Raw genomic sequence first — 25,289 nt, 5'->3', positions numbered from 1 at the left:
TCAAACGAAAAGGCCCGAAAGCGCAGGGCTTCCGGGCCTTTCCCCCGTCGCTTCCGCGACGGACCAGGTTTGGAAAAACCTTAGATGTAGTAGGACGCCAGCGGCGAGAAGCCGTTGAAGTTCACCGCCGAGTAGGTGGTGGTGTAGGCGCCGGTCGCCAGGATGTCGACCTTGTCGCCGATGCGCAGGTCCACCGGCAGGCGATACTCCGTCTTCTCGTACAGCACGTCGGCGCTGTCGCAGGTGGGGCCGGCCAGGATGACGGGCTCAGCAGCGCCGCCATCATGGGGCGTCTGGATCTTGTACTTGATGGCCTCGTCCATGGTTTCGGCCAAGCCGCCGAACTTGCCGATGTCCAGATAGACCCAGCGGCGCTCGTCACGGTGCGACTTGCGCGAGATCAGCACCACTTCCGACCGGATCACGCCGGCGTTGCCCACCATGCTGCGGCCCGGCTCGATGATCGTCTCGGGCAGGCGGTTGCCGAAGTGCTTGCGCAACGAGGCCTCGATGGCGTTGCCATACTCGCCCTCGCTGGGGATGTCCTTCAGGTAGCGGGTGGCGAAGCCGCCGCCCAGGTTCACCATGCGCAGCATCACGCCCTTGTCTTCCAACGCATGGAAGATCTCAGCGGTCTGGGCCAGGGCCTTGTCCCACTGGGTCAGGTCGCGCTGCTGCGAGCCGACGTGGAAGGACACGCCGTAGGGCACGACGTTCATGGTGGCGGCGGCCAGCAGCAGCTCCGTCGCCATCTCAGGCTCGCAGCCGAACTTGCGCGACAGGGGCCAGTCGGCACCCTCGCCCGAGGTCAGGATGCGGCAGAAGACGCGGGCGCCGGGGGCATGCTCCGCGATCTTCTCCAGCTCTTCCATGCTGTCGAAGGCGAACAGGCTGATGCCCAGGGCGTGGGCCCGGGCGATGTCCGACGCCTTCTTGATGGTGTTGCCGAAGCTGATGCGGTCGGCCGTGGCGCCGGCGGTCAGGCAGTACTGGATTTCCGGGATGCTGGCGGTGTCGAAGCAGGACCCCCGCTCGACCAGCAGCTTCAGGATTTCCGGCGCCGGGTTGGCCTTCACGGCGTAGAAGATCCGGGCCTCGGGCAGGGCGTCGTGCAGGTTGGCGTAGTTGTTGGCGACGACGTCCAGGTCGACCACCAGGCAGGGCGTGGCGGGCGTGTTCTCAGCGAAAAAACGAGCGATCTTCTCGGTCATCGATGACTCCGAGGCCAAAAGGCATATCAGGGGATGGATCGGGAATGGGGGCTTAACCGGGCAATGGCCCGGGTCCGTTCAAGCGTGCCAATAAAGCGGCCGGCCCGAACGGGTCAGATACTGGAGATATGCCCAGGCGGCGCCAGAAGCGCGCAAACCACCGGCCCGGTCTGACTGCAGACCGCCTGATCATGGCCCATCCGACTCTGCATCAGAGTGGGGGCGGGGGATCGAGGAAAGGCGGGCGCATGCCCACCGACAACAACATCAACCATCGTAGCCTCCAATTCGCCGCCTTGCTTAAGGGACGGACGAGGATACGCGTTACGTCGTTGCATAACCCTCGGGTGGAACCATTCCGCCCGGGGCCATAGGCACGTGCGCTGCGACTGAGCGCTATATAAGATGGAAAGCCGGGGTTGCACAGCGATTTTTTTTGGTGAACGTCGCCCCTGCGACTTCATGGCCGAATATCCCGCACCGCATGGCTTTGACCTCTAATTCCGCTTGGCGCCCTGCGGGTTCCAGCCTGGGTGCCGTCCTGGGCACAAATCTCAATTTCGCCACTTTTGCGGCCCAAATTGGCCATGTCGCGCTGGCCTTATGCGCATAGAGGACGACGCGACATGATCCCCTGCCGGGGTCGGAAGCACTCCCGCCCGGTCTCCCCCGACCGGCCTACCGGAGGTGTCCTCTCCAGCCTGCCCCGGCTGGTCTACCAAACGGCCACCGCACCTGCCCCCCGCGGTGGCCGTTTTCTTTTAATCGGTTCCCTCAGATGCCGGGCGCGGGCATCCGCCCGCTGGGCTTGCACTGCAATGGTGTGGACGTCTCACGCGATTGCTTCCGGGCGCCGTTGAATTGGGCAATTGATCCAGCGCTTTGTGCCGCCGCCGCCTGCGGCCTATAGTCGGGACCCCTTCGACTCCGGCGCCCAGGGCCCATGACCGCACCTCAGCTTTTTACCGGCCGCGACCTGCTGTGCTTGCGCGGTGGGCGCCTGGTGTTCCAGGACCTGGACTTCCAGCTGGCGGCCGGTGGCTGCCTGACCCTGGTGGGACCCAACGGCAGCGGCAAGTCGACGCTGCTGCGCCTGATGGCCGGCTTGCTGAAGCCCTTGCGCGGCACCATCGCCTGGGACGGCGTGGCCTTGGGCCAGGATCCGGAGGCCCACCGGGCCCGCCTGCATTATGTCGGCCACCTGGACGCGGTGAAGGCCAGCTTCACCTGCCGCGAGATGCTGGCCTTTTGGGCCGGCCTGCGCGGCGGCGGCGGGGTGGATGCGGCCTTGGCCGCCTTCGCCATCGACACGATCGCCGATGTGCCGGGCCGTTTCCTGTCCGCCGGCCAGCGCCGACGCCTGTCGCTCGCCCGCCTGGTGGCGGCACCCGCCCCCCTTTGGCTGCTAGACGAGCCCACCGTGGGCCTGGACCGTGCCTCGGTCGCGCTGCTGGAGGGCGCCATCGCCCGCCATCGGGCCGGCGGCGGGCGGGTCGTGCTGTCCACCCATATCGACCTCGCGACTCCGGACGGCGATATCCTGGACTTGGCCGCCTTCGCACCCCTTGAGGATGATGAAGCTGAGGCGGAGGACGCCGCCTGATGCTGCGCCTCATCCTGCGTGACCTACGCCTGGTGCTGCGCCAGGGCAGCGACGCCACCGCCGCCCTGATGTTCTTCGTGCTGTGCGTGGTGCTATTCCCCTTCGGCGTGGGGCCGGAGCCCAACGTGCTGACCCGCATCGCCCCCGGCGTGCTGCTGATCGCGGCCCTGCTGGCGGCGCTCTTGTCGATGGAGCGGCTGTTCCAGGGTGATTTCGAGGATGGCAGCCTGGAACTGCTGCTGCTCTCGCCCCTGCCGGCGGAGGGGGTGGCCATCGCCAAGGTGGCGGCCCACTGGCTGGTGACGGGCGTGCCCCTGATGATCGTGGCGCCCCTGCTGGCCCTGCTGCTGCGCATGCCGGTGGACCAACTGGGCCTGCTGGTGGGCACGCTGGCCCTGGCGACGCCGCTGCTCAGCCTCATCGGCGCCGTGGGGGCCGCCCTGACCCTGGGCGCCCGGCGCAGCGGCGTGCTGCTGCCCCTGCTGGTGCTGCCGCTCTACATCCCCGTGCTGATCTTCGCCGCCGCCGGCCTGGACGCCGGCCTGTCCGGCCTGTCCCCCCGGCCGCACCTGCTGCTGCTGGGCGGCATGCTGTGCGGCGCGCTGGTTCTGGCCCCGCTTGCCATCGCGGCGGCGCTGCGGGCGGCACATGAGTGAGCAAGGCTGAAGTCAGATACACATTGTGTATTTGGGCGTGTTATGATGGCCCCAATAGAGAGGGCCATCATGACCAAGCCATCCGTGGGAACCCATGCGAAGCCCGTGAACCTGCGCATCCGCGAGGATGTTCGGCGGGTGATAGATCGTGCGGCCGGCTTGCGCGGCAAAACCCGGTCGGACTTCATGATCGAGGCGGCCTATCGCGCCGCTGAAGACACGCTGCTGGACCAGGCGCTGGTGCGGGTCGATGTCGATAGCTATCGGCACTATCTCGCCCTTCTAGACCAGCCACCCGGCGGTGAAGGGTTTGAGCGCCTGATGAAGGCACCCAAGCCTTGGGAAGTATGATGGCGGAGCTTACGTGACGCTGACAGCGCCAACACCGCTGGGCGAAACGCACGACCTCGACCAATTCCAAAGCGGCCATGACACGCTGGACCATTGGCTGCGGCGGCGCGCCCGCGCCAATCAGGTCAATGGCGCTTCCCGCACCTATGTCGTGGCCGAAGGCCGGCGGGTGGTCGGCTATTACTGCCTCGCGTCCGGGGCGCTGGACATATCTGACGCGCCTGGCGCTATCCGGCGCAACATGCCCGATCCTATTCCCATGGCCGTACTCGGCCGGCTGGCCATCGATCGGACCTGGCAGGGCAGAGGCCTGGGTACCGCGTTGTTGCAGGACGCAGTGCTGCGCAGCTCGCAGGCCGCATCGATCCTGGGGATACGCGGTCTGCTCGTCCACGCGATCTCGGATGCGGCTAAGGCGTTTTATGAGCGCTACGGCTTCGTGGGCACGCCCAACCATCCGCTGACGCTCGTGCTGTCGCTCAAGGCCCAAGGTAACTAAGGGGCGATCATTCGCCCCCTACACCATTGGGCCTGATCCATATCAATTTACAGTGTATCCCGATGGCAAAGGCCGGAGGGCGTGATACATAACGGGGGCCATGCATCGCTTCGCCAACCCCGCCCGCTTCCTGAGGATCGCCAACGCCGTGCTGCCGTGGGCGGCGGGTCTGTCGGCGGTCTGTTTCGCGGCCGGGCTGTATCTGGGCCTTTTCGCGTCGCCGCCGGATTATCAGCAGGGCGATACCGTGCGCATCATGTACATCCACGTGCCCGCCGCGTGGATGAGCATGTTCACCTACAGCACCATGGCCGTGGCCGCCGCCGCCGCGCTGGTGTGGAAGCATCCGTTGGCCGAGGTCTACGCCAAGGCGGCCGCGCCCCTGGGCGCCGGCTTCACCGCCCTGTGCCTGCTGACCGGGTCCCTGTGGGGCGCGCCCATGTGGGGCACCTGGTGGGTGTGGGACGCGCGGCTGACCAGCGTGCTGGTGCTGTTCTTCCTGTACCTGGGCTACATGGCCCTGGTGGATGCCTTCGACGATCCGGCGCGGGGGAACAAGGCCGGCAACATCCTGTTGCTGGTGGGCGCTGTGAACGTGCCCATCATCAAGTTTTCGGTGGAGTGGTGGAACACCCTGCACCAGCCGGCCAGTGTCTTCCGCCTGGGCGGACCCACCATCGCCGCCAGCATGCTGTGGCCCCTGCTGCTGATGGCCGTGGCCTTCCAGAGCTATTTTTTCGCCGTGGTCATCCTGCGCATCCGCGCCGGCCTGGCCGCCCGCCGGGTTCAGACCCTGCGACTGGGGCAGGCCAACTGAGCCGGCCGTTGGGGCTTGGGCCGATGGGACAAGAAGACCGAAGGCGGTCATTCCGGGGGCGTGATAACGTAATGGTCGTGCCAACTTCGCGGTCCTTCCGGACCGTCCGGCAGTGGTTGAGAGTGTGATGGACGGGTTCCTGTCGATGGGCGGATACGCCGCCTATGTCTGGTCATCCTACGGGGCCGCGGCCGTGGTCCTGGTGGGCCTGCTGGTGCTGAGCCTGACCGGCCTGCGCCGGGTGGAACGCACCCTGGCCACGCTGGAGGCGGCCAAGCCGCGCCGCAAGCGCGAGCCCAAGGCGGCCCCAGCCCCCACGGCCACCCCTGCCGCCGAGACCACACCATGACCCGCAAACGCCGCCGCCTGATGATCCTGGCGCTGGCCCTGCTGGGCCTGGGCACCGCCACCGCGCTGACCTTGTCGGCCTTCCGCGACAACATCGTCTTCTTCTACAGCCCGTCCGACCTGGCGGCCAAGCCGCCGGGCGGGCGCACGGTGCGCATCGGCGGGCTGGTCGAGGCCGGCAGCCTGAAGCGCGAGGGCGGCATGACCGTCACCTTCCAGGTGACCGACACCGCCAAGTCCCTGCCCGTCACCTACACCGGCATTCTGCCGGATCTGTTCCGCGAGGGGCAGGGCGTGGTGGCCGAGGGCAGGCTGGGTGCCGACGGTGTGTTCTCGGCGACCGAGCTACTGGCCAAGCACGACGAGAAATACATGCCGCCCGACGTGGCCGACGCCCTGAAGCGCGCCGGCCACCCCGGCAAGCCGGGTGACGCGCCGGTCTCGGCGGGGGAGGAGCACCAGACCTCCACCCTGCGCACCAATCCCTGACGACAAGACTGCGGACGACGGCCCATGATCCCCGAGCTTGGACACTACGCGCTGGTTCTGGCGCTGGTCGTCGCCCTGGTGCAGTCGGTCATTCCCCTATGGGGCGCGGCGCGGCGCGACGCCGCGATGATGGAGGTGGGGCGCACGGCGGCCTACTGCCAGTTCGCGGCCCTGGCGCTGGCTTTCGGCGCGCTGACCTACGCCCATGTCGTGTCGGACTTCAGCGTCCTGAACGTGGTGGAGAACAGCCACACCGACAAGCCCATGCTGTACAAGGTGGCCGGCGTCTGGGGCAACCATGAGGGCTCGCTGGTCCTGTGGGTGTTCATCCTGGCCCTGTTCGGCGCGCTGGTGGCCGCCTTCGGCCGCAACCTGCCGGCATCGTTGCGGGCCCGCGTCCTGGCGGTGCAGGGCATGATCGGCGTGGGCTTCCTGTGGTTCATGGTCGCCACCAGCAACCCCTTCACCCGCGTGGATCCGGCACCGCTGAACGGCCATGACCTGAACCCCCTGCTGCAGGATCCGGGGCTGGCTTTCCATCCGCCCTTCCTCTACCTGGGCTATGTCGGTTTCAGCCTCTGCTTCTCCTTCGCCGCCGGCGCGCTGATCGAGGGGCGGGTGGACGCCGCCTGGGCCCGCTGGGTGCGGCCCTGGGCCCTGATCGCCTGGTCGTCGCTGACGCTGGGCATCGCCATGGGCTCATGGTGGTCATACTACACCCTGGGCTGGGGCGGCTGGTGGTTCTGGGACCCGGTGGAAAACGCCAGCCTCATGCCCTGGCTGGCCGGCACGGCGCTGCTGCACTCCGCCATCGTGGTGGAAAAGCGCGACACGCTGAAAAGCTGGACCATCCTGCTGGCCATCGTCACCTTCACCCTGTCGCTCATGGGCACCTTCCTGGTGCGGTCGGGTGTGCTGACCTCCGTCCACGCCTTCGCGTCCGACCCGGCGCGCGGCGTTTTCATCCTGGCGCTGCTGGTGGTGGCGACGGGCGGCAGCCTGCTGCTCTACGCCCTGCGGGCGCCCATCCTGAAAGCTGGCGGCCTGTTCGCGCCCATCAGCCGCGAGGGCGGGCTGGTGCTGAACAACCTGCTCCTATCCACCGCCTGCGCCACCGTCTTCCTGGGCACCCTTTATCCCCTGTTCATGGATGCGGTCGGCGGGGGCAAGATTTCCATCGGCCCGCCCTTCTTCAACGCCACCTTCGTGCCCCTGATGGTGCCGGTGGTGGCGGTCATGGCGATGGGCCCCCTGCTGTCGTGGAAGCGGGCGGACCTGGCCGGCGTGCTGGAGCGGCTGAAGATTGCGGCCCTGGTGGGCGTCTTGGCCGCCCTGGCCGCCCTGTGGCTGGCGGGCACCAAGCCGGTGCTGGCCGTGCTGGCCCTGGGCCTGGCCGGCTGGGCCGTCATGGGCGCCGTGGTGGACGTGGCCGACCGCATCCGCCTGTTCCGCATGCCCCTGGCCGACAGCCTGTCCCGCGCCCGCCATTTGCCACGGGGCGCCTGGGGCACCGCCATCGCCCACGCCGGGCTGGGCGTGGCCGTGGCCGGCATGGTCGGCACCTCCGCCTGGACGACGGAGGCCATCCAGGTGCTGCACATCGGCCAGTCGGTGGACGTGGCCGGCTACAGCTTCCGCCTGGACAGCGTGGCGGAGGCGCCGGGCCCCAACTACACCGCGCGCCGCGCCGTGCTGACCGTCACCCGCCATGGCGACTTCGTGGCGACCCTGGCGCCGGAGCAGCGCTTCTACCCCGTCACCCGCATGACGACGACGGGGGCTGCCATCCACACCAATTTCTTCAGCGACCTCTATGCCGTGGTGGGCGAGCCGGCGCCGGACGGCACCGGCTACAACACCCGCTTCTACCGCCATCCCCTGGTGCCGTGGATCTGGGTGGGCTCCATCCTGATGATGGCTGGCGGCCTGGTCAGCCTGTCCGACCGCCGCTTGCGCGTGGGCGTGCCGCTGAAGCGCGCCGTGCCGCGCGCCGCCGCCGCCATTCCGCCGGCCCCCGCCGAATAAGGTCCCCCGCATGCGCCGCCTGATGTTCCTGATCCCCCTGGTGCTGTTCCTGGGCCTGGCCGGTTGGTTCGCCGTGCGCCTGAAGCAGATCGACCGGGGCGACACGCCCGATCGCCTGCCCTCCGTCATGATCGACAAGCCGGTGCCGGCCTTCGACCTGCCGCCCCTGGTGGAGGGGCAGCCGGGCGTGGCCTCCGCGGAACTAGGGGACGGCAAGGTCCGCCTGGTGAATTTCTGGGCCAGCTGGTGTGCGCCCTGCCGCTCGGAACACCCCATCCTCATGCGTCTGGCGGGGCAGGGGGTGGACATCCGCGGCATCGACTATAAGGACAAGGCGGCGGACGGCCAGGCCATCCTGGCCCGCGACGGCAACCCCTACGCCGCCGTGGCCCGGGATGAGAGTGGCCGCACCGCCATTGACTTCGGCGTCTATGGCGTGCCGGAAACCTATGTCATCGACCGCCAGGGCCGCATTCGCTACCGCCAGGTGGGGCCCATCACCCCGCAGGATTTGCAGAACCGCATCCTGCCGCTGATCAATGAGCTGTCGAAATGAGGCGGGTGCAAAGGATACGCGCGGTGTTTGACCGTAACCGCTCAAACACCGCCCCTCAGGCGCCGGGCGCCTGCATCCGCGGGCTTGGCTTGTCCTCAGTTTCCAGTCCACTGCGTTCCCCGGAAACTTCCGGCGGCCCCCCTGTTTACACGTCCAAGGGGTGGGGCCTACAGCGGCACAAGTTGAAACTTCGTGCCGCTGACGCGAGGCGGGCATTGGCAGCGTTGGTCCTGACGGCCACGCTGCTGTCCGGCCCCTTGGCGCGCGCCGTGCAGCCGGACGAGATGCTGCCCGACCCGGCCATGGAGGCGCGGGCGCGCGCCATCTCCAAGGATCTGCGCTGCCTGGTCTGTCAGAACCAGTCCATCGACGATAGCGACGCCCCCCTGGCGCGTGACCTGCGCCTGCTGTTGCGCGAACGGCTGGTGAAGGGCGACAGCGACGCTCAGGCCGTGGCCTTCCTCACCGACCGCTACGGCGATTATGTCCTGCTGCGCCCGCCGGTTCGGCCATCGACCTACCTGTTATGGTTCGGGCCCTTCGCCCTGCTGGTCGTGGGCGGTGGCATCCTGCTGTGGCGCGGCCGGCACGGCACGGTGGGGGCCGAGGCGGTGGCGCCGCCCCTGTCGGCGGAGGAAAAGGCCCATCTGGCCCTGCTGATGGATGACAAGGACGAAGGGAAGGGGCGGCCATGATGGCGTTCTGGATCGCCGCCGCCCTGCTGACGGCGGGCGTCCTGCTGGCACTGCTGCGCCCGCTGATGGTCGCGCGCAAGACGGAGGCCGCCGGTTCGCCCGAGGTCGACATCTACAAGGACCAACTGGCGGAAATCGAGCGCGACGTGGCGCGCGGCCTGCTGACCGACGACCAGGCGGCCGCGGCGCGGACGGAGGTCGGCCGGCGCCTGCTGGCGGCCGATGCGCGTGCGAAGTCGGCGCCGGTGGCGCCCGCGATGCCGGCGAAGCCCTCCCGCAAGCTGGCCACCGCGCTGCTGGCCGCCGTGCCGCTGCTGGCCATGGGCATCTACCTGCGCCTGGGCAGCCCCGACCTGCCGGGCCAGCCGGCGGGCGGGCGCACCGACCAGACCGCCGGCGTCCAGGCCCAGGCGGTGCTGAAGACCCTGCAGGCCCGGGTCACCGAGAACCCCAAGGATCTGGAGGCGTGGAAGGCTCTGGCCACCGCCCAGGGCATGACCGGCCAAAACGACAAGGCCGCTGCCTCCTGGGCCAAGGCCGTGGACCTGGCCCCCGACGACGCCAACCTGCAAGCCTCGCGCGCCGAGGCGCTGGTGCTGTCGGCCGACGGCGTGGTGGGGCCGGAAGCGAAACAGGCCTTGGGGCGGGCCCTGGCCCTGAACCCCAAGGAGCCGCGCGCCCGTTATTACGACGGCCTGGCCACGCGTCAGGCGGGCGACCTCAAGGGCGCCATCACCCGCTGGTCCGCCCTGCTGGCGGAAAGCCCGGCCGACGCCCCCTGGGTGCCCTTCCTGCGCGGACAGTTGGGTGAGACGGCGACCGAGGCGGGCATGGATCCGGCGGCGGTGACGCCGCAACCCCTGCCGCCCGCCAACCCAACGCCTGCACCTAATGCCGGTACTCCGGGGCCGACAGCCGACGACATGGCTGCCGCCTCCACCATGTCCAGCGGCGATCGCAACGCCATGATCCAGGGCATGGTCCAGCGTCTGGCCGACCGGCTGAAAGCCCAGCCCGACGATGCCGAGGGCTGGTCGCGCCTGGCCCGCGCCTATCGTGTGCTGGGGCAGAACGACAAGGCGGCGGAGGCCGAGGCCAACGCCAAGCGCTACGGCGGCGGCACCGCCGGCGCGCCCACCGGCGCCGTTCCGCCCGGCATGCCCGACCCCGCCACCATGACGCCGGAACAGCGGTCGGCCACGGTGAAGTCGCTGCTGGCCCAGTTCCAGGCGGCGGCGGAGAAGGAACCGGACAAGCCCGAGGGCTGGGCCCGCCTGGCCCAGGCCTATGAGGCGACGGGTGACGTGGCCAAGACGCGGGAAGCCTGGGCCAAGGCCGTGGCCGCAGCACCCGATGATGGCGAGATCAACCTGGCCTATGCCCGCGTGCTGCTGCCGGCCGACGGCGGCCATCCGCCGCCCGCCTTCTTCACCGCCCTGCGCGTGGTGCTGAAGTCCTCCCCCAACAATCCCCAGGCCCTGTGGTACCTGGGCCTGGACGCGGCGGAGGGGGGACGCAAGGCCGAGGCCAAGGATCTGTGGGGCCGCCTGTTGCCCTTGCTGCCCGAGGGCTCCGACGACCGCAAGGAGCTGGAGGGCCGGCTGAAGGCGCTGGGTTCCTGAGGCGTTTAGCGACTTGGCCTACAGGGGTAATTCGAAGGTGCGGGGCAGGGTGCCGTAGGTGCGACATCCTATCCCTCGGGTTGGTGCCAAGGGCGGTGCAAACCGGGGATGAATGACCTAAAGTGCGGGTATTGCCCCGTTTCGCTGGCGCCGCCCTATCCATGCGGCATACGGCCCCGTCTCAGGATCCCCTTTCCGCGATGAACGAATCGTCCCCCTTGCCTTCCGCCGCCGGTCTGGCCGGCGTGGTGGATGAGCATCTCCGGTGGATCGGTCAGTGGCACCGCGCGGCCTTCTTCAGCCTGGGCGACGGCGCCCCCCTGCCCACGCCGGTGGCTTTTCCCGCCTGGGTTCGGGGCGCCTCCGGCAGCGAACTGGCGGACCAGCCGGCCATCGACCGCCTGATCTCCCTGCACGACCAGATGCACCGTATGGCCCGCCTGGTGCACATGCGCGCGGTCGAGGGCCAGCCGCCGTCACTGCAATCCTACGAAGCGGTGATCGAGAAGTTCGACGAGTTCATGTTGCTGCTGCGCCGCATCGAGCGGGCGTTCAGCGTGGCCGGCAGCGGCATCGACCCGCTGACCGGCCTGCGCAACCGCACCGGCCTGCGGGAAGAAATGGAGCGCGAGGTCAACCGCTACCGCCGTACCGGCCGCCCTTTCTGCGTGGCGCTGTGCGACCTCGACAAGTTCAAGTCGGTCAACGACACCTATGGGCATGAGGCCGGCGACCGCGTGCTGATGGCCGCGGCCGGCGCCGTGAACCAGGGCATCCGCAGCTTCGACGAGGCCTTCCGCCTGGGCGGCGAGGAAATCCTGATCCTGCTGAAGGACGCCACCATCATGGACGGCTACGCCGTGGTGGAACGCCTGCGCCAGGATATGGAGACGCTGTCGGTCGCCATCGGCGGCGGGCGCGCCATCCGCTTCACCGCCAGCTTCGGCTTGGCCGAGGCGCGGCCGGATTGCGATCCGGAAGATCTGGTGGCGGAGGCGGACGCCGCCCTCTACACCGCCAAGCGCCAGGGCCGCAACCAGGTGGTGCGCGCGACCCCGCCGGTGTGAGCCGGGCCTGGCGACTTATCCGCGCCCGGGGCCCGCGCACCTGCCATGAGGCTTGACCGCTTGGTCAGGATCACCCGCCTGGGGTAACCGGTCGCCTTATTCGGGCGGTCGGACCTTATTCCTTGCGTCGCCATGGTGGCGCTCGGCTGCCGGGTCCGCTAGCTTGGAACCAATTCCACCGTTTAAATTCCTGGTCTTGCCGCCCATGCGCACCGTCCCCGAATTCCCCAACCTGTTCGTCGCCGACCACCCGCTGATCCAGCACAAGCTGTCGCACATGCGGGATAAGCGGCGGTCCACCATGGGCTTCCGCCAGCTGCTGCGCGAGATCGCGCTGCTGATGGGATATGAGCTGACGCGCGACCTGCCGTTGACCACGGAACGGATCGAGACGCCGTTGGTGGAGATGGACGCGCCCGTGATCGAGGGCAAGAAGGTCGCCGTCGTTCCCATCCTGCGCGCCGGCCTGGTGATGGCCGAGGGCCTGCTGGAGCTGATGCCCGGCGCGCGCGAGGGCCACATCGGCCTGTACCGCGACCATGAGACCAAGCAACCGGTGGAATACTTGGTGAAGCTGCCGGCCGCGGCCGGCCGCACCTTCATCCTGGTCGACCCCATGCTGGCCACCGGCAACTCCGCCGTGCACGCGGTCGACGTGCTGAACCGCCACGGCGTGGCCGACGACCAGATTCGCTTCATGGCCCTGGTGTCGGCGCCGGAAGGCGTGCGCGTCTTCCACGACGCCCACCCCGAGGTGAAGGTCTACACTGCCGCCCTGGACAGCCACCTGACCGACGACGCCTACATCGTTCCCGGCCTGGGTGACGCGGGCGACCGACTGTTCGGGACGAAGTAGTGTCCGTTCCCGCTCGAGCCTGCCCTTCCTCAAGCCTGCCCTTCAAGGTGATCCGGACCTGAGAGCCGGGGGAATCAGCCGGGTGTCGCTGCGACCGGGAACGGTGTCATTGTTCATGGCTGATTTGCCTTGCCGACCGAGTTGCGGGGCCGGCCGAATTGCGGGAAGGATCGTTCACGCCCCTGTGATCATGACCACCGTGTCCATGGTGCATGAACAGGTGCATCAACGGACAGGCCAGCAGCAGCAGATAGGGAAGCAGGCCGAAGACATGGGCCCGGTGCCCGGTGAAGAGGAAAAAGGCCGCCACCGCGGCGAAGCCAAACAGCACGATCCCGCTTCGGGTTTTCCACCAGGGGGCCTCCCCATTCCTATAGTCCATGGCGGCCTCCTTCTCTTGCCTGCGTTACATCGAACCCATCATCGGCCCGGCCATGAGGTCATCGGCCGTCTTCTTTTGCTCCGCATCCAGGGCGGCATATAGCGGTTCGGCGGCGGCACGGATGGATTTGAGGGCTTCGAGATGGGCGGAAAGCATTTTTTCATGCTGGGCCAGCCGCTCCGGCCAAGTGGCCGTGGCGGCGCCCATCATGCTCCCATGCATCATCCGCGCGCCTTTCGCCGCCGCCCGGACGGCGTCGGCGAAGGCGCTCCAGACCTTGCCCTGGGCGTCCGTGATATGCAGTTCCGTTTTCAGGAACGCCAAGCGCCCCTCCATGTGGTCGCCCGTCATCATGCCGGCCATGCCACCCATGCCGCCGGACATCATGCCTGGCATCATCCGGCACTCACCGTTCATCGACGCCCCTGCGGTGTCGCCACCGGGCATGGCCATGCCGGTCTTGGCCGGAGACGGCTGAGCGGCTACGGCCGGGGGCTGGCCGGGATGATGCGCGGTATGGTCTTCGGCATTGCCCTGGGCCAGGGCCCACGGTGCTGGAGCGCATGCCATGGAAGCGGCCAATAGAGCGCTGCGAAGGACACGATGCGGAAAGCGCTGCATGGGATTTCTCCAGTCGCAGGTGCAGTACATGAACAATGCCGCACCGTGCTCAACCTTTCCTTGATTCAACTCAATGGGAGGCCGGCCCGGTTCACTGGCTAAGACCGGACCGTCCGCAAGCGCAGTGCGTTGCCGATCACCGATACGGAGCTCAATGCCATCGCGGCCGCGGCGATGACGGGGCTCAGCAGGATGCCGAAGAAGGGGTAGAGCACCCCGGCCGCGACCGGCACGCCCAGCGCGTTGTAGATGAAGGCCAGGAACAGGTTCTGGCGGATGTTGCGCATGGTGGCCCGGCTAAGCGCCCGCGCCCGCGCGATACCGGCGAGGTCGCCCTTCACCAGCGTCACGCCGGCGCTCTGCATCGCCACGTCGGTGCCGGTGCCCATGGCGATGCCGACATCGGCCTCTGCCAGGGCCGGCGCATCGTTGACCCCGTCGCCAGCCATGGCGACGATGCGACCCTCGCCCCTCAGCCGCCGCACGACGGCGTTCTTGTCCTCCGGGCTCACCTCGGCCACCACCTCATCGATGCCTAGGCGGCGGGCCACGGCCTGGGCCGTGGTCTTGTTATCGCCGGTGAGCATGACGACGCGCACGCCATCCGCTTTCAACATTTTCAATGCGTCGGAGGTGCTCTCCTTCACCGGATCGGCCACGGCGATGATGCCGGCGACCCGGCCGTCGATAGCGAGATACATGGCCGTCGCCCCGTCCCGGCGCTGTGCGTCGGCCTCTTCGGCTAGGCCGCCCACGGTGATGCCCTCCGCCGCCATCAGCTTCGCATTGCCCAGGGCGACGCGGCGGCCGGCGATGGTGGTGCCGACGACGCCCTGGCCGGTCACCGAGCTGAAATCGGCCACCTCCTGCAAAGGCAAACCCTGATCATGGGCGGCGGTCACTATGGCCGCCGCCAGGGGATGTTCGCTGCCTCTCTCAAGCGACGCCGCCAGGGCCAGCAGTTCGGACACCTCAATGCCCGGCGCCGGTACGACGGAAGTGACCTTGGGCCGGCCGACGGTCAGGGTTCCGGTCTTGTCGACCACCAGCGTATCGACCTTCTCGAAACGCTCCAGCGCCTCCGCGTTCTTAATCAGCACGCCTTCCGTCGCCCCCCGGCCTACGCCGACCATGATGCTCACGGGCGTTGCCAAGCCCAACGCGCAGGGACAGGCGATGATCAGCACGGAAACCGCGGCGACCAGCCCGTACGCCAGCGGCGGGCTTGGACCCCATATTGCCCAGGCCGCGAAAGACAGGATGGCGGCGGCGATCACCCCGGGCACGAAATACCCGGATATGGCGTCGGCCAGCCGCTGGATGGGGGCGCGGCTGCGCTGTGCCTCCGCCACCATCTGGACGATACGGGCCAGCACGGTGTCGGTTCCGACTTTGTCTGCCCGCATCACCAGGCTGCCGGTGCCGTTCAGCGTGGCGCCAATCAGGCTGGAACCTGTTTCCTTTTCCACCGGCATGGACTCGCCCGTCACCATGGATTCATCCACGGACGACCGGCCCTCCAACACCGTGCCATCCACGGGCACCGACTCGCCGGGCCGGATCCGGAGGTGGTCGCCTACCCGCACCTGCTCCAGCGTGATTTCTTCATCGTTGCCGGGGGCGACGCGGCGGGCCGTCTTCGGTGCCAGATTCAGCAGGGCGCGGATGGCGCCTCCCGTCCGCTCCCGGGCGCGCAGTTCCAGCACCTGCCCGAGCAGGACCAGGACCACGATGACCGAAGCCGCCTCGAAATACACCGCCACCGTCCCGCCCGGGCCACGGAACCCCTGGGGGAAAAGGTCCGGCGCCAACGCGGCGATCAGGCTGTAGAGATAGGCGGCACCCGTCCCCATGGCGATGAGCGTGAACATGTTGAGGCTGCGGATGCGGACCGACGCCCACCCCCGGGCGAAGAAGGGCCAGCCGGCCCACAGCACGACCGGCGTTCCGAACAGGAACTGTATCCAGGCATTCAGCCGGGCATCCAGCAAATGGGTCAAACCGATGCCGGGCAAGTGGCCGCCCATCTCCAGCAGCAGGACGGGCAGGGTCAGGATTCCGCCTACGACGAAGCGGCGCTGCATGTCCTGAAGTTCGGGGCTTGGCCCGTCGTCAAGGGAGACCTTCAGCAACTCAAGCGTCATGCCGCAAATTGGGCAGTTGCCCGGCCCTGGCTGGCGGATTTGCGGATGCATCGGGCACGTATAGATCGCACCGGGCTGTATCGGTGCTCCCGTCTTCATCTCAGTCGCCGAGACATACTTGCCGGGATCGGCGTGGAACCTGGCGAGGCAGCCGTTCGAGCAGAACCAATAGGTCGTGTCTCCGACCTGAGCCCGGTGGGCGGTTGTCGCGGGGTCCACGGTCATACCGCAGACCGGATCCTTGACGCCCACGCTATCGCGCGGGGGATGGTGGCCCCCTTCTCGCCCGGAAGGCTGATGACCCGTCTGAGGGGACCCTGTCGACATCGCAGTCTGCCCATGATCATGCATCGCTGACCTTCCTGCCGGTGGGGCGGCACGTGACGTCTCACATCGGGGCCATCCTGCATTGCCCGATGGGCATGGTCATTGCGTTCAATCAATCGTTCCGCAGGGAAGCCGTGTCGCGCTTGGCCGTGTCGCTCTTGGGGGGCGCTCAAGGCCGTATGAAGGAACGCACAGGACAATAGGTGTCCATTCCCGATGTTCCATCGGCTGTCTTCGCGAGCATGTCGGACTGGAAACCGGGCGCCGCGAAGGGCCCGGACGGGCCGCCAGCGCCTGAGCGGCTTATTCAGCTGGCGGGATCACCAGGATCTTGTCGATGCGGCGGCCATCCATGTCCACCACCTCGAACCGGTATCCCGCGTGGCTGATGCCTTCGCCCACGCGGGGCAGGTGGCCCAGCTTGAACAGCAGGAAGCCGGCCAGGGTCAGGTAATCGCCACCATCGCGCAGGCCCGGCAGATCCAGGACGTGCGACGCCTCATCGATGTCCATGCGGCCGTCGATAAGCATGGAACCGTCCTCCCGCCGCACGAACTCATCCTCGTCCACGTCGTGGGCTTCCGGCAGGTCGCCGGCGATGGATTCCAGGATGTCGGTCAGGGTGACGATGCCCTCGGCGCTGCCGTACTCGTCCACCACCAGGGCCATCTGCTGGCCGGATGAGCGGAACAGTTCCAGCAGGCGCATGACCTGGGTGCCGTCATGCACGATCAGGGCGGGGTTGGCCAGCTTGCCCAGATCCGGCGTCTCGCCCGCCAGAACGGCGTCCAGAACGGCCTTGGCGTGCAGCACGCCCACCACCTCGTCCAGGCTGCCGCGGCAGATGGGGAAGCGGCTGTGGTGGCTTTCCTGTATTTCCTTGGTCAGCTGGTCCACGTCGTCGTTCAGGTCCAGCCACATGACGTCCAGGCGCGGGGTCATGATGGCGCGCGCCGGCCGGTCGGACAGGCCCAGCACGCCCTCGATCATACGCTTCTCCTCCGGCTCAAACACGCCGGCGGCGGTGCCTTCTGCGATCAGGCTTTTCACCTCTTCCTCGGTGACGGCGTTCTCCGGCTTGCCGGCGGCACCGAACAGCTTCAGCACCAGTTCGGTGGCGGCACCCAGGAACCACGCCACGGGAGAGGCGACGCGCGACAAGCCCAGCAGGAAGGGCGCGGTCAGCACGGCGATGCGCTCGGTCGCGAACAGGGCCAGGCGCTTGGGCACCAACTCACCCACGATGAGCGACAGCAGGGTGATGCACACCACCACCAAGGCCACGGCGATGCTGTCGGCGTGCGGCACCAGGGCCGGGATGGTGGCCAGGCTTTCCGCCAGTGGTCCCGACAGGGTGGCGCTGCCGAAGGCGCCTTCCACGATGGCGATCATGGTGATGCCGATCTGCACCGTGGACAGGAAGTGCGAGGGGCTCTCCTGCAGGGCCAGGGCCGTGCGGGCCCCGCGCTGCCCCTTCTCCGCCAGCGCGGTCAGCCGGCTGCGCCGGGCGGACAGGACGGCCAGTTCGGACATGGCGAAAAAGCCGTTCAGCAGGATCAGCAGAACCAGGATGGCGACTTGCAGGTAAAGCATCAGGGCGGCGTCTGAGCCTGTCGGGGAGGGAAGGTACACGCGGCACGATAGCATGGACGGACAGTCTGTCGCGTCCCACCATCACAGGGGCAGCTAAGTTTTACGGCTTATGCCTTCAAAACGGCGACGGGACCAAGGGCGCGGCCATGACGTTTTCGCGACCATCGCCCCGTCTGCCGCAAGTGTCTTGATTCCCGACCGGACTCGTATTATCTCCGCTAGCACTCACCGGGGTTGAGTGCTAACAGCAGGCTCAGCCCCATAGCTTTTGCCTTTTAAGGGAGAGACCCTATGAAGTTCCGTCCGCTGCACGACCGCGTGGTGGTGCGCCGCGTCGAAAGTGAGCAGAAGACCGCCGGCGGCATCATCATCCCCGACACCGTCAAGGAAAAGCCCCAGGAGGGCGAGGTCGTCGCCGTGGGCCCCGGCGCCCGCGACGAGCAGGGCAAGCTGATCGCCCTGGACGTGAAGGCTGGTGATCGCGTGCTGTTCGGCAAGTGGTCCGGCACCGAGGTCAAGATCGATGGGGCCGAATACCTCATCATGAAGGAATCCGACATCCTGGGCATCGTCGCCTGATTGGATGACCGGGCTGGCCGACCCTGACGGGTCGCCGCCCTGTCGTGTTCCCCTCAAAGCCATCGCGGGCCTCATGAGGCCCCGGAAATTCAAGGAAGAGAGATTATGGCTGCCAAGGAAGTGAAGTTTGGCGTCGACGCGCGCAACCGCATGCTGCGCGGCGTGGACATCCTGGCCGACGCCGTGAAGGTGACCCTGGGCCCCAAGGGCCGCAACGTCGTCATCGAGAAGAGCTTCGGCGCCCCGCGCATCACCAAGGACGGCGTCAGCGTCGCCAAGGAGATCGAGCTGGCCGACAAGTTCGAGAACATGGGCGCCCAGATGGTGCGCGAAGTGGCCTCGAAGACCAACGACATCGCCGGTGACGGCACCACCACCGCCACCGTGCTGGCCCAGGCCATCGTGCGCGAAGGCGCCAAGGCCGTGGCCGCCGGCCTGAACCCGATGGACGTGAAGCGCGGCATCGACCTGGCCGTGACCACCGTTATCAACGACATCAAGAGCCGCTCCAAGAAGATCTCGACCAACGCCGAGATCGCCCAGGTCGGCACCATCTCCGCCAACGGCGAGGCCGAGATCGGCGAGATGATCGCCCGCGCCATGGAAAAGGTGGGCAACGAGGGCGTCATCACGGTGGAAGAGGCCAAGAGCTTCGACACCGAGCTGGAAGTCGTCGAGGGCATGCAGTTCGATCGCGGCTACCTGTCGCCGTACTTCGTGACCAACGCTGACAAGATGACGGCCGAGCTGGAAAGCCCGTACATCCTGCTGCACGAGAAGAAGCTGGGCAGCCTGCAGCCCCTGCTGCCGGTGCTGGAAGCCGTCGTGCAGTCCGGCCGCCCGCTGCTGATCGTGTCGGAAGACGTGGAAGGCGAGGCGCTGGCCACCCTGGTGGTGAACAAGCTGCGCGGCGGCCTGAAGATCGCCGCCGTGAAGGCCCCGGGCTTCGGCGACCGCCGCAAGGCGATGCTGGAGGACATGGCCATCCTGACCGGCGGCCAGGTCATCTCCGAAGACCTGGGCATCAAGCTTGAGAACGTGTCGCTGGACATGCTGGGCACCGCCAAGAAGGTGGTGATCACGAAGGACGCGACCACGATCGTGGACGGCGTCGGCGCCAAGGCCGACATCGAGGCCCGCATCGGCCAGATCAAGGCGCAGATCGAGGAGACCACCTCGGACTACGACCGCGAGAAGCTGCAGGAGCGTCTGGCGAAGCTGGCGGGCGGCGTTGCCGTCATCCGCGTCGGCGGCGCCACCGAGGTCGAGGTGAAGGAGCGCAAGGACCGCGTTGACGACGCCATGCACGCCACCCGCGCCGCGGTGGAAGAGGGCGTGGTGGCCGGCGGCGGCACCGCCCTGCTGTACGCGACCAAGGCCCTGGACGGCCTGAAGCCGGCCAACGACGACCAGCGCGTGGGCGTGGACATCATCCGCAAGGCCCTGCAGGCCCCGGTGCGTCAGATCGCCTTCAACGCCGGCACCGACGGTTCCATCGTCGTCGGCAAGCTGCTGGACCAGTCCAGCGCCGACTTCGGCTACAACGCCCAGACCGGTGAGTTCGGTGACATGTTCGCCTTCGGCGTCATCGACCCGACCAAGGTGGTCCGCACCGCCCTGCAGGACGCGGCCTCCGTGTCCGGCCTGCTGATCACCACCGAGGCGATGGTCGCCGAGAAGCCCGAGAAGAAGGCCGCTCCGGCCGGCGCCCCGGGCATGGGTGACATGGACTTCTAATTCGTCCCCCAGACGAATCGGAAAGAGAGGGCCGTCCCTGGGCAACCGGGGGCGGCTCTTTTCTTTTGGCCGCACTCTTTCAGCGGGCTTGGCAGATGCAGACCGGTGGAGTTTCATTTGTAGGCCCCAACCCCCGCGCGACAGGCGGTGCGCCCATGGCCTTGCTCGACGGTTTCACCCATCACCGCATCGCCACCGGTACGGTGGACATCCACGTGGCCCAGGGCGGCGAGGGGCCGCCCCTGTTGCTGCTGCACGGCTTTCCCGAGACGCACGCCATGTGGCGCCTGGTGGCGCCGGATCTGGCGCGACGATACACGGTTGTCGCCGCGGACCTGCGTGGCTACGGCGACAGCGACAAGCCGGCGGACGCAGGCGACACCGGGCACGCGCTCTATTCCAAGCGGGCGATGGCGGCGGACATGGTGGCGGTGATGACCGCCCTGGGCCATCCCCGCTTCCGCCTGGCGGCGCACGACCGGGGCGCCCGCGTGGCCCATCGCTTGGCGCTGGATCATCCGGAGACGGTGGAGCGGCTGTGCCTCATGGACATCGTGCCCGGTTCCGTCGTCTACGGCACGGTGGACCAGCGGGTGGCCACCGCCTATTGGCATTGGTTCTTCTTGATCCAGCCGGCGCCCTTTCCGGAACGGCTGCTGGGTCTCGACGCCGAATTCGTGCTGACCAGCGCGCTCCGCGGCCTGTCGCCCCATGCCGGCCAAGGAGAGGCGTCGCCTTTTCCACCGGCGGTGATGAAGGAATACCTGCGCTGTTTCCGGGACCCCGCGACCCTGCACGCCATGTGCGAGGACTACCGCGCCGGCGCCGGCATCGACCTGGCGCACGAGGCGGAGGACCGGCGGCTGGGCCGTCGCATCCACTGCCCGACGCTGGTCCTATGGGGGAAGAAGGGCCTCGTGGGCCGCGCCTACGACCCGCTGGCCGTGTGGGGGGAGGTTTGTCGCGACCTCAAGGGCGAGGCCCTGGACTGTGGCCACTTCCTACCCGAAGAGCGCCCGCAGGATGTCCTGCGCGCGCTCTTGGATTTCATGGGTTAGGGGATCAGGCTAGGGGATTGGCACCGCCCTTATTCCCCTTTTTCCCTGGCTCCGACCGGGGCGCCGGGGATGTCCGGGGAGCGTAGCGGACTGGACGGCGAGGAGAAGCCAAGGGAGGCTCGGATGCGCCGCCCGGCGGTTGACGGGGTGCGTGGCTCAATGCACCCGCTGGGGTTCCATGTCGTGCTGGCGGACGGAGGCCAGCGCCACTTCGGGGGAGGCAGCCACGGCCAGCGGCGTGCCGTCGGCGGCGTGGATGGCATAGCCCAGGATGCCCTGGGTCACCACCGGCTTCACATAGGCCAGGACGTTCACGCCGAAGGCGGCGAAATCCTGGGTGGACAGGTGGCGCAGGGCGTCGGGACTCAGTGTCTGGAATTCGGTGTCGAAGCTGTCGGTCATGATGTCACTCGCTTTTCGCAACGTGAGGAAAGACAGGCTTTTGGAAGCCCTGTCAGGGTGAAGGCGGAAAATGGCTCGATCTGGGATCAACCGGGGTTTTTATCGGGCGAAACGTCGATGGTTTGTGGCTCGGGCGTGCCCTCGGCGGCGCCGCTGATCTTGATGGTGCGCACCTTGGGTTCCGGAATGGGCCGGCGCAGGTCGATGTGCAGCAGGCCGTTGTCCAGGCTGGCGCCTAGAACCTCGATGCCGTCGGCCAGGACGAAGCTGCGCTGGAACTGCCGGGCGGCGATGCCGCGGTGCAGATAGATGCGCGACTTGTCGTCCTGCTGGCGACCGCGGATGATCAACTGGTTGTCTTCCGTCTGCACCTGCAGGTCATCGAAGGTGAAGCCGGCCACGGCCAGGGAGATGCGCAAGCCGTCGTCGCCGACCTGCTCGATATTATAGGGGGGATAGCCCTCGGCGGCGGATTTGGAAATCCGGTCGAGCGTGCGTTCGAACTGGTCGAAACCCAGCAGGAAGGGGCTGTTCAGGAACGAGACACGGGTATTCATGATGGCGGCACTCTCCTCCAACGAGCGAGTATGCGGGGGCGGCCTCCGCGCCGGGCTCGATGGGAACCCGGTGCCTTCGGCCCGCTGCTCGGCGGCCCGGAACGGCACCGCCTCACGACATACATGGGTACCGTCTCCGGCGCTTCAAGACAAGCGCCAGCACGGGTGCACAGGCTGTTGGGGGGCTGCGCCCGGATGGCACGTCCCCCTTGTGACGGCCGTCATGGCGGGTGGAGACATGCCTTTCGGCCAGGGGAAAGGGTAGGGAGTCAGATACCCCCAGAAACTGTGGATAAGTCTGTGAAAGGGTGGTGCCGGGGCCAGGAGTCCCGGGGTTCTGCGCTCTTTGCCCAAGAAATAGGCAATAAAAGTAAGTTATTGGAATCAAAAGATATTAATGACAATACGTTTGCGCCACCGGGGGTATTTCCTTATTGCGAAGGGCCATGGCGGACCCTGATTCGCCCTTGACAGACTTGTGGACCGCCGCGCAGCAGGTGCCGCGCCGGGGAGAGGGGCGATTCCTTGAGGCTAGGCCCTCTGTCGGGGGATTCGAGTCGCGTCGGCACGCGTCTTCCCTGCCGTTGGTAGGGGTTTATCTCCGGCGTCGCGCTTGATCAGCCGCCGGGGTCATGACACAAGCATTGCCAGCTACCATTCAGGCTTACCGCCTTTTTCGAGGTGACCCATGCGTCGTCTGTTCTTGGCCCTTGTTCTCGGTCTGCTGGTCGTGGCACCCGCCGGCGTGGTCGCACGGTCCGCCTGGGCCCAGTCGGGGGGGTTCGGCTTTGCCGATGAGACACCCATCACCCTGAACGTGGCCGAGATCGAGGTGGTGAACGACTACGTGTCGCCCATGAAGCCGCCCAACATCGAATACCAGCTGCAGCTGACCCCGGCCGAGGTGGTGCGCCTGTGGGTGCAGGACCGGCTGAAGGCTGCCGGCTCCAGCGGCAAGGCGCGGGTCGTCATCAAGAACGCCAGCATCGTGGAAGTGAACCTGCCACGCACCACCGGCGTGAAGGGCTGGTTCACGACCGACCAATCGCAGCGGTATGACGGCCGGGTGGAGGTGGAGATCCAGGTCGACATGCCGGCCAAGGGCTATGCCGGCAGCACCTCGGTGGTGGTGACCTCCAGCCAGTCGGTGTCCGAAGACGTGACCCTGAATCAGCGGGAAAAGACCTGGTCGCAGCTGGTGCGCGACATGGCCCGCGACATGGACGCCCAACTGGCCAAGGGCATCCGCGACAACCTGTTCGCGGCGATGATTTTGTAAGATGCCCTCATAAGACGCCCTCAAGCGCCGGGCGCGTCCGCGGGCTTGGCTTCCTCCCTTTCCAGTCCGCTCCGCTCCCCGGAAAGGTCCGGCGGCCCGGTCGGGGCCACTGGAAAAATTGGAGGTAGCTGGCCGCTAGGCTCAAATAAAAATGGCCGGTGGCGCTGGGGGCGCCGCCGGCCATTTTTATAGGGATTGATTCGTTGGTGCTAGGGCCCTGGCCTCAGAACATGCTGCCGGCCGGGCTGGGATTGCCGATCATGGCCAGGAACTCGCGGCGGGTGCTGGGATCGTTGCGGAAGGCGCCCAGCATGCGGCTGGTGACCATCGATACGCCGGGCTTGTGCACGCCGCGGGTGGTCATGCACTGGTGCGACGCCTCGATCACCACGGCCACGCCCAGGGGCTGCAGCACCTCGTCGATGGTGTTGGCGATCTGCGAGGTCATCTTCTCCTGGATCTGCAGGCGCTTGGCGTAGACCTCCACCACCCGCGCCAGCTTGGAGATGCCGACCACGCGCGACCGGGGCAGGTACGCCACGTGGGCCACGCCGATGATGGGCACCATGTGGTGCTCGCAATAGCTTTCGAAACGGATGTCGCGCAGCACGACCATCTCGTCGTAGCCGTCGGTCTCCTCAAACGTGCGGGCCAGCAGCTCCATGGGGTCGGACGCATAGCCGGCGAAGAACTCCTCATAGCTGCGGACCACGCGGTCGGGCGTGCCCAGCAGGCCCTCGCGCGTGGGGTCGTCGCCCGCCCAGCGCAGCAGGGTGCGAACCGCCTCTTCCGCTTCCTCCCGGCTGGGGCGGCCTTGGGCGACCACGGTGCGGCGCCCGTGGACCGGCCCGGCCACGATCTTGTCGGCAGGGGTGTTTTTGGCGTGGGTCACGGTGTTTCTCCCTCGGGCGGGCTGGCTTGGTGGTGACGGGGCGTCTAGGCCCTGATTCGGGACCATAGGGTCAGGTTCTGTACAAGCACCGCGCAGGGCCGTCTGTGACAGCGGCCGGCTGGTCTTGCACCTTTATCTACGAGCGGACGGGGCTGTCAGTTCAGCGCCCCGCGTTCATGGGGGCTATCCAGCGAGAAGGCCGGGATGCGCACGTCAAACCGGCTGCCGTCCGTACGTTCCATCTGATAGCTGCCGACCATGATGCCCGACGGCGTGCTCAGCGGCGTGCCGCTGGTGTATTCAAAGGATTGCCCGGGGCTCAGCACCGGCTGCTCGCCCACCACGCCGGCGCCCCGCACTTCCTGCACCCGGCCGCGGGCATCGGTAATGTGCCAGTGGCGGCTGCGCAGTTGCACCGTCTCGCCGCCGGTGTTCTCGATTCGCACGGTGTAGGCCCAGACGTAGTGACCTTCCCCCGGGGACGATTGGTCCTCCAGGAATTCGGGGCGCACGCTGACCCGGATGGCATGGGTGGTTTCACTGTACATGGGTCATGTCTTTCAGGGCGTTCTTCCCGTGCCGCCGGCCGGCGGCTGGTTCGCCCAGCGCCTGGTTGGTCCGCGACAAAATCTCCTGTCCCATCCTTCTTAGGCCTGTTCGCCGCCAATCTCCAGGGTCTTGGGCGGCAGGGAGGGCGGCAGGGAGGAAGGCGTCCCGGGGGCGTCCCCGGGACGTCCGAGGGTGGCTACGGGCCACCTGCGTGCGAGGCGGTGGCCCCAGCATTGCCGTAAGCGGGATGCCGACCCCGAAGCAGCGGGGATCAGGTCCTAAAAAACACGCTTGCGCCCGGGGGGGCTTGGCCTCATATAGGCCCTCAGGTGCAACTACCGACGGCGCGTTACATGTACGCCAGCCTCCTCCTT

26 protein-coding genes are annotated in these 25,289 nt (G+C 67.5%); 17 read left to right on the top strand and 9 right to left on the bottom strand.

What is annotated here, in order from left to right; translation table 11 throughout:
• Positions 1–80: 80 nt before the first annotated feature.
• Positions 81–1,211, bottom strand: coding sequence for a type III PLP-dependent enzyme (locus Y958_RS12825; RefSeq protein ID WP_088872278.1), 1,131 nt, complete (start codon positions 1,209–1,211; stop codon positions 81–83).
• Between the two features lie 943 nt (positions 1,212–2,154).
• On the opposite strand from Y958_RS12825, the gene ccmA reads away from it, so the two are divergent.
• From ccmA to upp, 13 genes are all read left to right on the top strand, one after another.
• Positions 2,155–2,814, top strand: a complete 660-nt coding sequence (ccmA, locus tag Y958_RS12820) for a heme ABC exporter ATP-binding protein CcmA (protein WP_088872277.1) — start codon at positions 2,155–2,157, stop codon at positions 2,812–2,814.
• Positions 2,814–3,470: a heme exporter protein CcmB gene (ccmB, locus tag Y958_RS12815; RefSeq protein ID WP_088872276.1), complete on the top strand. Its 657-nt coding sequence runs from the start codon at positions 2,814–2,816 to the stop codon at positions 3,468–3,470. The genes ccmA and ccmB overlap by 1 nt, the downstream gene beginning before the upstream one ends.
• Before the next feature lie 69 nt (positions 3,471–3,539).
• Positions 3,540–3,821 carry a type II toxin-antitoxin system TacA family antitoxin gene (locus Y958_RS12810; protein WP_211098497.1) on the top strand — a complete coding sequence of 94 codons (282 nt, stop codon included), beginning with the start codon at positions 3,540–3,542 and terminating at the stop codon, positions 3,819–3,821.
• A 13-nt stretch (positions 3,822–3,834) separates the two neighbouring features.
• Positions 3,835–4,320, top strand: coding sequence for a GNAT family N-acetyltransferase (locus Y958_RS12805; RefSeq protein WP_186291186.1), 486 nt, complete (start codon positions 3,835–3,837; stop codon positions 4,318–4,320).
• A 100-nt stretch (positions 4,321–4,420) separates the two neighbouring features.
• The gene (locus Y958_RS12800; protein WP_088872275.1) at positions 4,421–5,137 is read left to right on the top strand and encodes a heme ABC transporter permease; all 717 of its coding nucleotides are present in this window, start codon (positions 4,421–4,423) and stop codon (positions 5,135–5,137) included.
• 127 nt (positions 5,138–5,264) lie between these two features.
• Positions 5,265–5,486 carry a heme exporter protein CcmD gene (gene ccmD / locus Y958_RS12795; protein WP_088872274.1) on the top strand — a complete coding sequence of 74 codons (222 nt, stop codon included), beginning with the start codon at positions 5,265–5,267 and terminating at the stop codon, positions 5,484–5,486.
• Positions 5,483–5,974, top strand: a complete 492-nt coding sequence (gene ccmE, locus Y958_RS12790; RefSeq protein WP_088872273.1) for a cytochrome c maturation protein CcmE — start codon at positions 5,483–5,485, stop codon at positions 5,972–5,974. The genes ccmD and ccmE overlap by 4 nt, the downstream gene beginning before the upstream one ends.
• Before the next feature lie 24 nt (positions 5,975–5,998).
• Positions 5,999–7,999, top strand: a complete 2,001-nt coding sequence (locus Y958_RS12785; RefSeq protein ID WP_088872272.1) for a heme lyase CcmF/NrfE family subunit — start codon at positions 5,999–6,001, stop codon at positions 7,997–7,999.
• A 10-nt stretch (positions 8,000–8,009) separates the two neighbouring features.
• Positions 8,010–8,555 carry a DsbE family thiol:disulfide interchange protein gene (locus Y958_RS12780; RefSeq protein WP_088872271.1) on the top strand — a complete coding sequence of 182 codons (546 nt, stop codon included), beginning with the start codon at positions 8,010–8,012 and terminating at the stop codon, positions 8,553–8,555.
• 215 nt (positions 8,556–8,770) lie between these two features.
• Positions 8,771–9,250, top strand: a complete 480-nt coding sequence (locus tag Y958_RS12775; RefSeq protein ID WP_244909295.1) for a cytochrome c-type biogenesis protein — start codon at positions 8,771–8,773, stop codon at positions 9,248–9,250.
• Positions 9,247–10,872, top strand: a complete 1,626-nt coding sequence (gene ccmI, locus Y958_RS12770; RefSeq protein WP_088872269.1) for a c-type cytochrome biogenesis protein CcmI — start codon at positions 9,247–9,249, stop codon at positions 10,870–10,872. Before Y958_RS12775 ends, ccmI begins: the two co-directional genes overlap by 4 nt.
• A gap of 200 nt (positions 10,873–11,072) precedes the next feature.
• Positions 11,073–11,939, top strand: a complete 867-nt coding sequence (locus Y958_RS12765; RefSeq protein ID WP_050898490.1) for a diguanylate cyclase — start codon at positions 11,073–11,075, stop codon at positions 11,937–11,939.
• A gap of 205 nt (positions 11,940–12,144) precedes the next feature.
• Positions 12,145–12,795: a uracil phosphoribosyltransferase gene (gene upp, locus Y958_RS12760; protein ID WP_040848149.1), complete on the top strand. Its 651-nt coding sequence runs from the start codon at positions 12,145–12,147 to the stop codon at positions 12,793–12,795.
• 106 nt (positions 12,796–12,901) lie between these two features.
• Here upp and Y958_RS12755 read toward each other — a convergent pair whose 3' ends face one another.
• The 4 genes from Y958_RS12755 to Y958_RS12740 form a co-directional block, all read right to left on the bottom strand.
• Positions 12,902–13,177: a DUF2933 domain-containing protein gene (locus tag Y958_RS12755; RefSeq protein WP_088872268.1), complete on the bottom strand. Its 276-nt coding sequence runs from the start codon at positions 13,175–13,177 to the stop codon at positions 12,902–12,904.
• 24 nt (positions 13,178–13,201) lie between these two features.
• Positions 13,202–13,798, bottom strand: a complete 597-nt coding sequence (locus tag Y958_RS12750; RefSeq protein WP_186291185.1) for a Spy/CpxP family protein refolding chaperone — start codon at positions 13,796–13,798, stop codon at positions 13,202–13,204.
• 98 nt (positions 13,799–13,896) lie between these two features.
• On the bottom strand, positions 13,897–16,167 hold the full coding sequence (locus tag Y958_RS12745; RefSeq protein WP_244909294.1) for a heavy metal translocating P-type ATPase: 2,271 nt from the start codon (positions 16,165–16,167) through the stop codon (positions 13,897–13,899).
• A gap of 405 nt (positions 16,168–16,572) precedes the next feature.
• Positions 16,573–17,862, bottom strand: coding sequence for a hemolysin family protein (locus Y958_RS12740; RefSeq protein WP_088872265.1), 1,290 nt, complete (start codon positions 17,860–17,862; stop codon positions 16,573–16,575).
• Between the two features lie 291 nt (positions 17,863–18,153).
• Between Y958_RS12740 and groES the strand changes: the two genes are divergently transcribed.
• The 3 genes from groES (at position 18,154) to Y958_RS12725 (ending at position 21,236) form a co-directional block, all read left to right on the top strand.
• On the top strand, positions 18,154–18,441 hold the full coding sequence (groES, locus tag Y958_RS12735) for a co-chaperone GroES (protein WP_040848135.1): 288 nt from the start codon (positions 18,154–18,156) through the stop codon (positions 18,439–18,441).
• Between the two features lie 105 nt (positions 18,442–18,546).
• Positions 18,547–20,178, top strand: a complete 1,632-nt coding sequence (groL, locus tag Y958_RS12730; protein ID WP_040848137.1) for a chaperonin GroEL — start codon at positions 18,547–18,549, stop codon at positions 20,176–20,178.
• 155 nt (positions 20,179–20,333) lie between these two features.
• Positions 20,334–21,236: an alpha/beta fold hydrolase gene (locus Y958_RS12725; RefSeq protein ID WP_088872264.1), complete on the top strand. Its 903-nt coding sequence runs from the start codon at positions 20,334–20,336 to the stop codon at positions 21,234–21,236.
• 156 nt (positions 21,237–21,392) lie between these two features.
• Here Y958_RS12725 and Y958_RS12720 read toward each other — a convergent pair whose 3' ends face one another.
• Positions 21,393–21,638 carry a DUF1150 family protein gene (locus Y958_RS12720; RefSeq protein ID WP_088872263.1) on the bottom strand — a complete coding sequence of 82 codons (246 nt, stop codon included), beginning with the start codon at positions 21,636–21,638 and terminating at the stop codon, positions 21,393–21,395.
• Positions 21,639–21,724: 86 nt separating this feature from the next.
• Positions 21,725–22,195 carry an Hsp20 family protein gene (locus Y958_RS12715; protein WP_088872262.1) on the bottom strand — a complete coding sequence of 157 codons (471 nt, stop codon included), beginning with the start codon at positions 22,193–22,195 and terminating at the stop codon, positions 21,725–21,727.
• Positions 22,196–22,883: 688 nt separating this feature from the next.
• Here Y958_RS12715 and Y958_RS12710 point away from each other — a divergent pair.
• Positions 22,884–23,474 (top strand): hypothetical protein, encoded by a 591-nt coding sequence (locus tag Y958_RS12710; protein WP_050898493.1) that lies wholly within the window; start codon positions 22,884–22,886, stop codon positions 23,472–23,474.
• Between the two features lie 223 nt (positions 23,475–23,697).
• Here Y958_RS12710 and folE read toward each other — a convergent pair whose 3' ends face one another.
• Positions 23,698–24,333 carry a GTP cyclohydrolase I FolE gene (gene folE / locus Y958_RS12705; RefSeq protein ID WP_186291326.1) on the bottom strand — a complete coding sequence of 212 codons (636 nt, stop codon included), beginning with the start codon at positions 24,331–24,333 and terminating at the stop codon, positions 23,698–23,700.
• A 188-nt stretch (positions 24,334–24,521) separates the two neighbouring features.
• The gene (gene apaG / locus Y958_RS12700) at positions 24,522–24,914 is read right to left on the bottom strand and encodes a Co2+/Mg2+ efflux protein ApaG (RefSeq protein WP_040848143.1); all 393 of its coding nucleotides are present in this window, start codon (positions 24,912–24,914) and stop codon (positions 24,522–24,524) included.
• Between the last annotated feature and the right edge of the window lie 375 nt (positions 24,915–25,289).

This window comes from Nitrospirillum viridazoti CBAmc (assembly GCF_000730165.1).
Lineage (GTDB): Bacteria > Pseudomonadota > Alphaproteobacteria > Azospirillales > Azospirillaceae > Nitrospirillum > Nitrospirillum viridazoti.
This window is presented reverse-complemented; position numbering and strand designations above follow the sequence as displayed.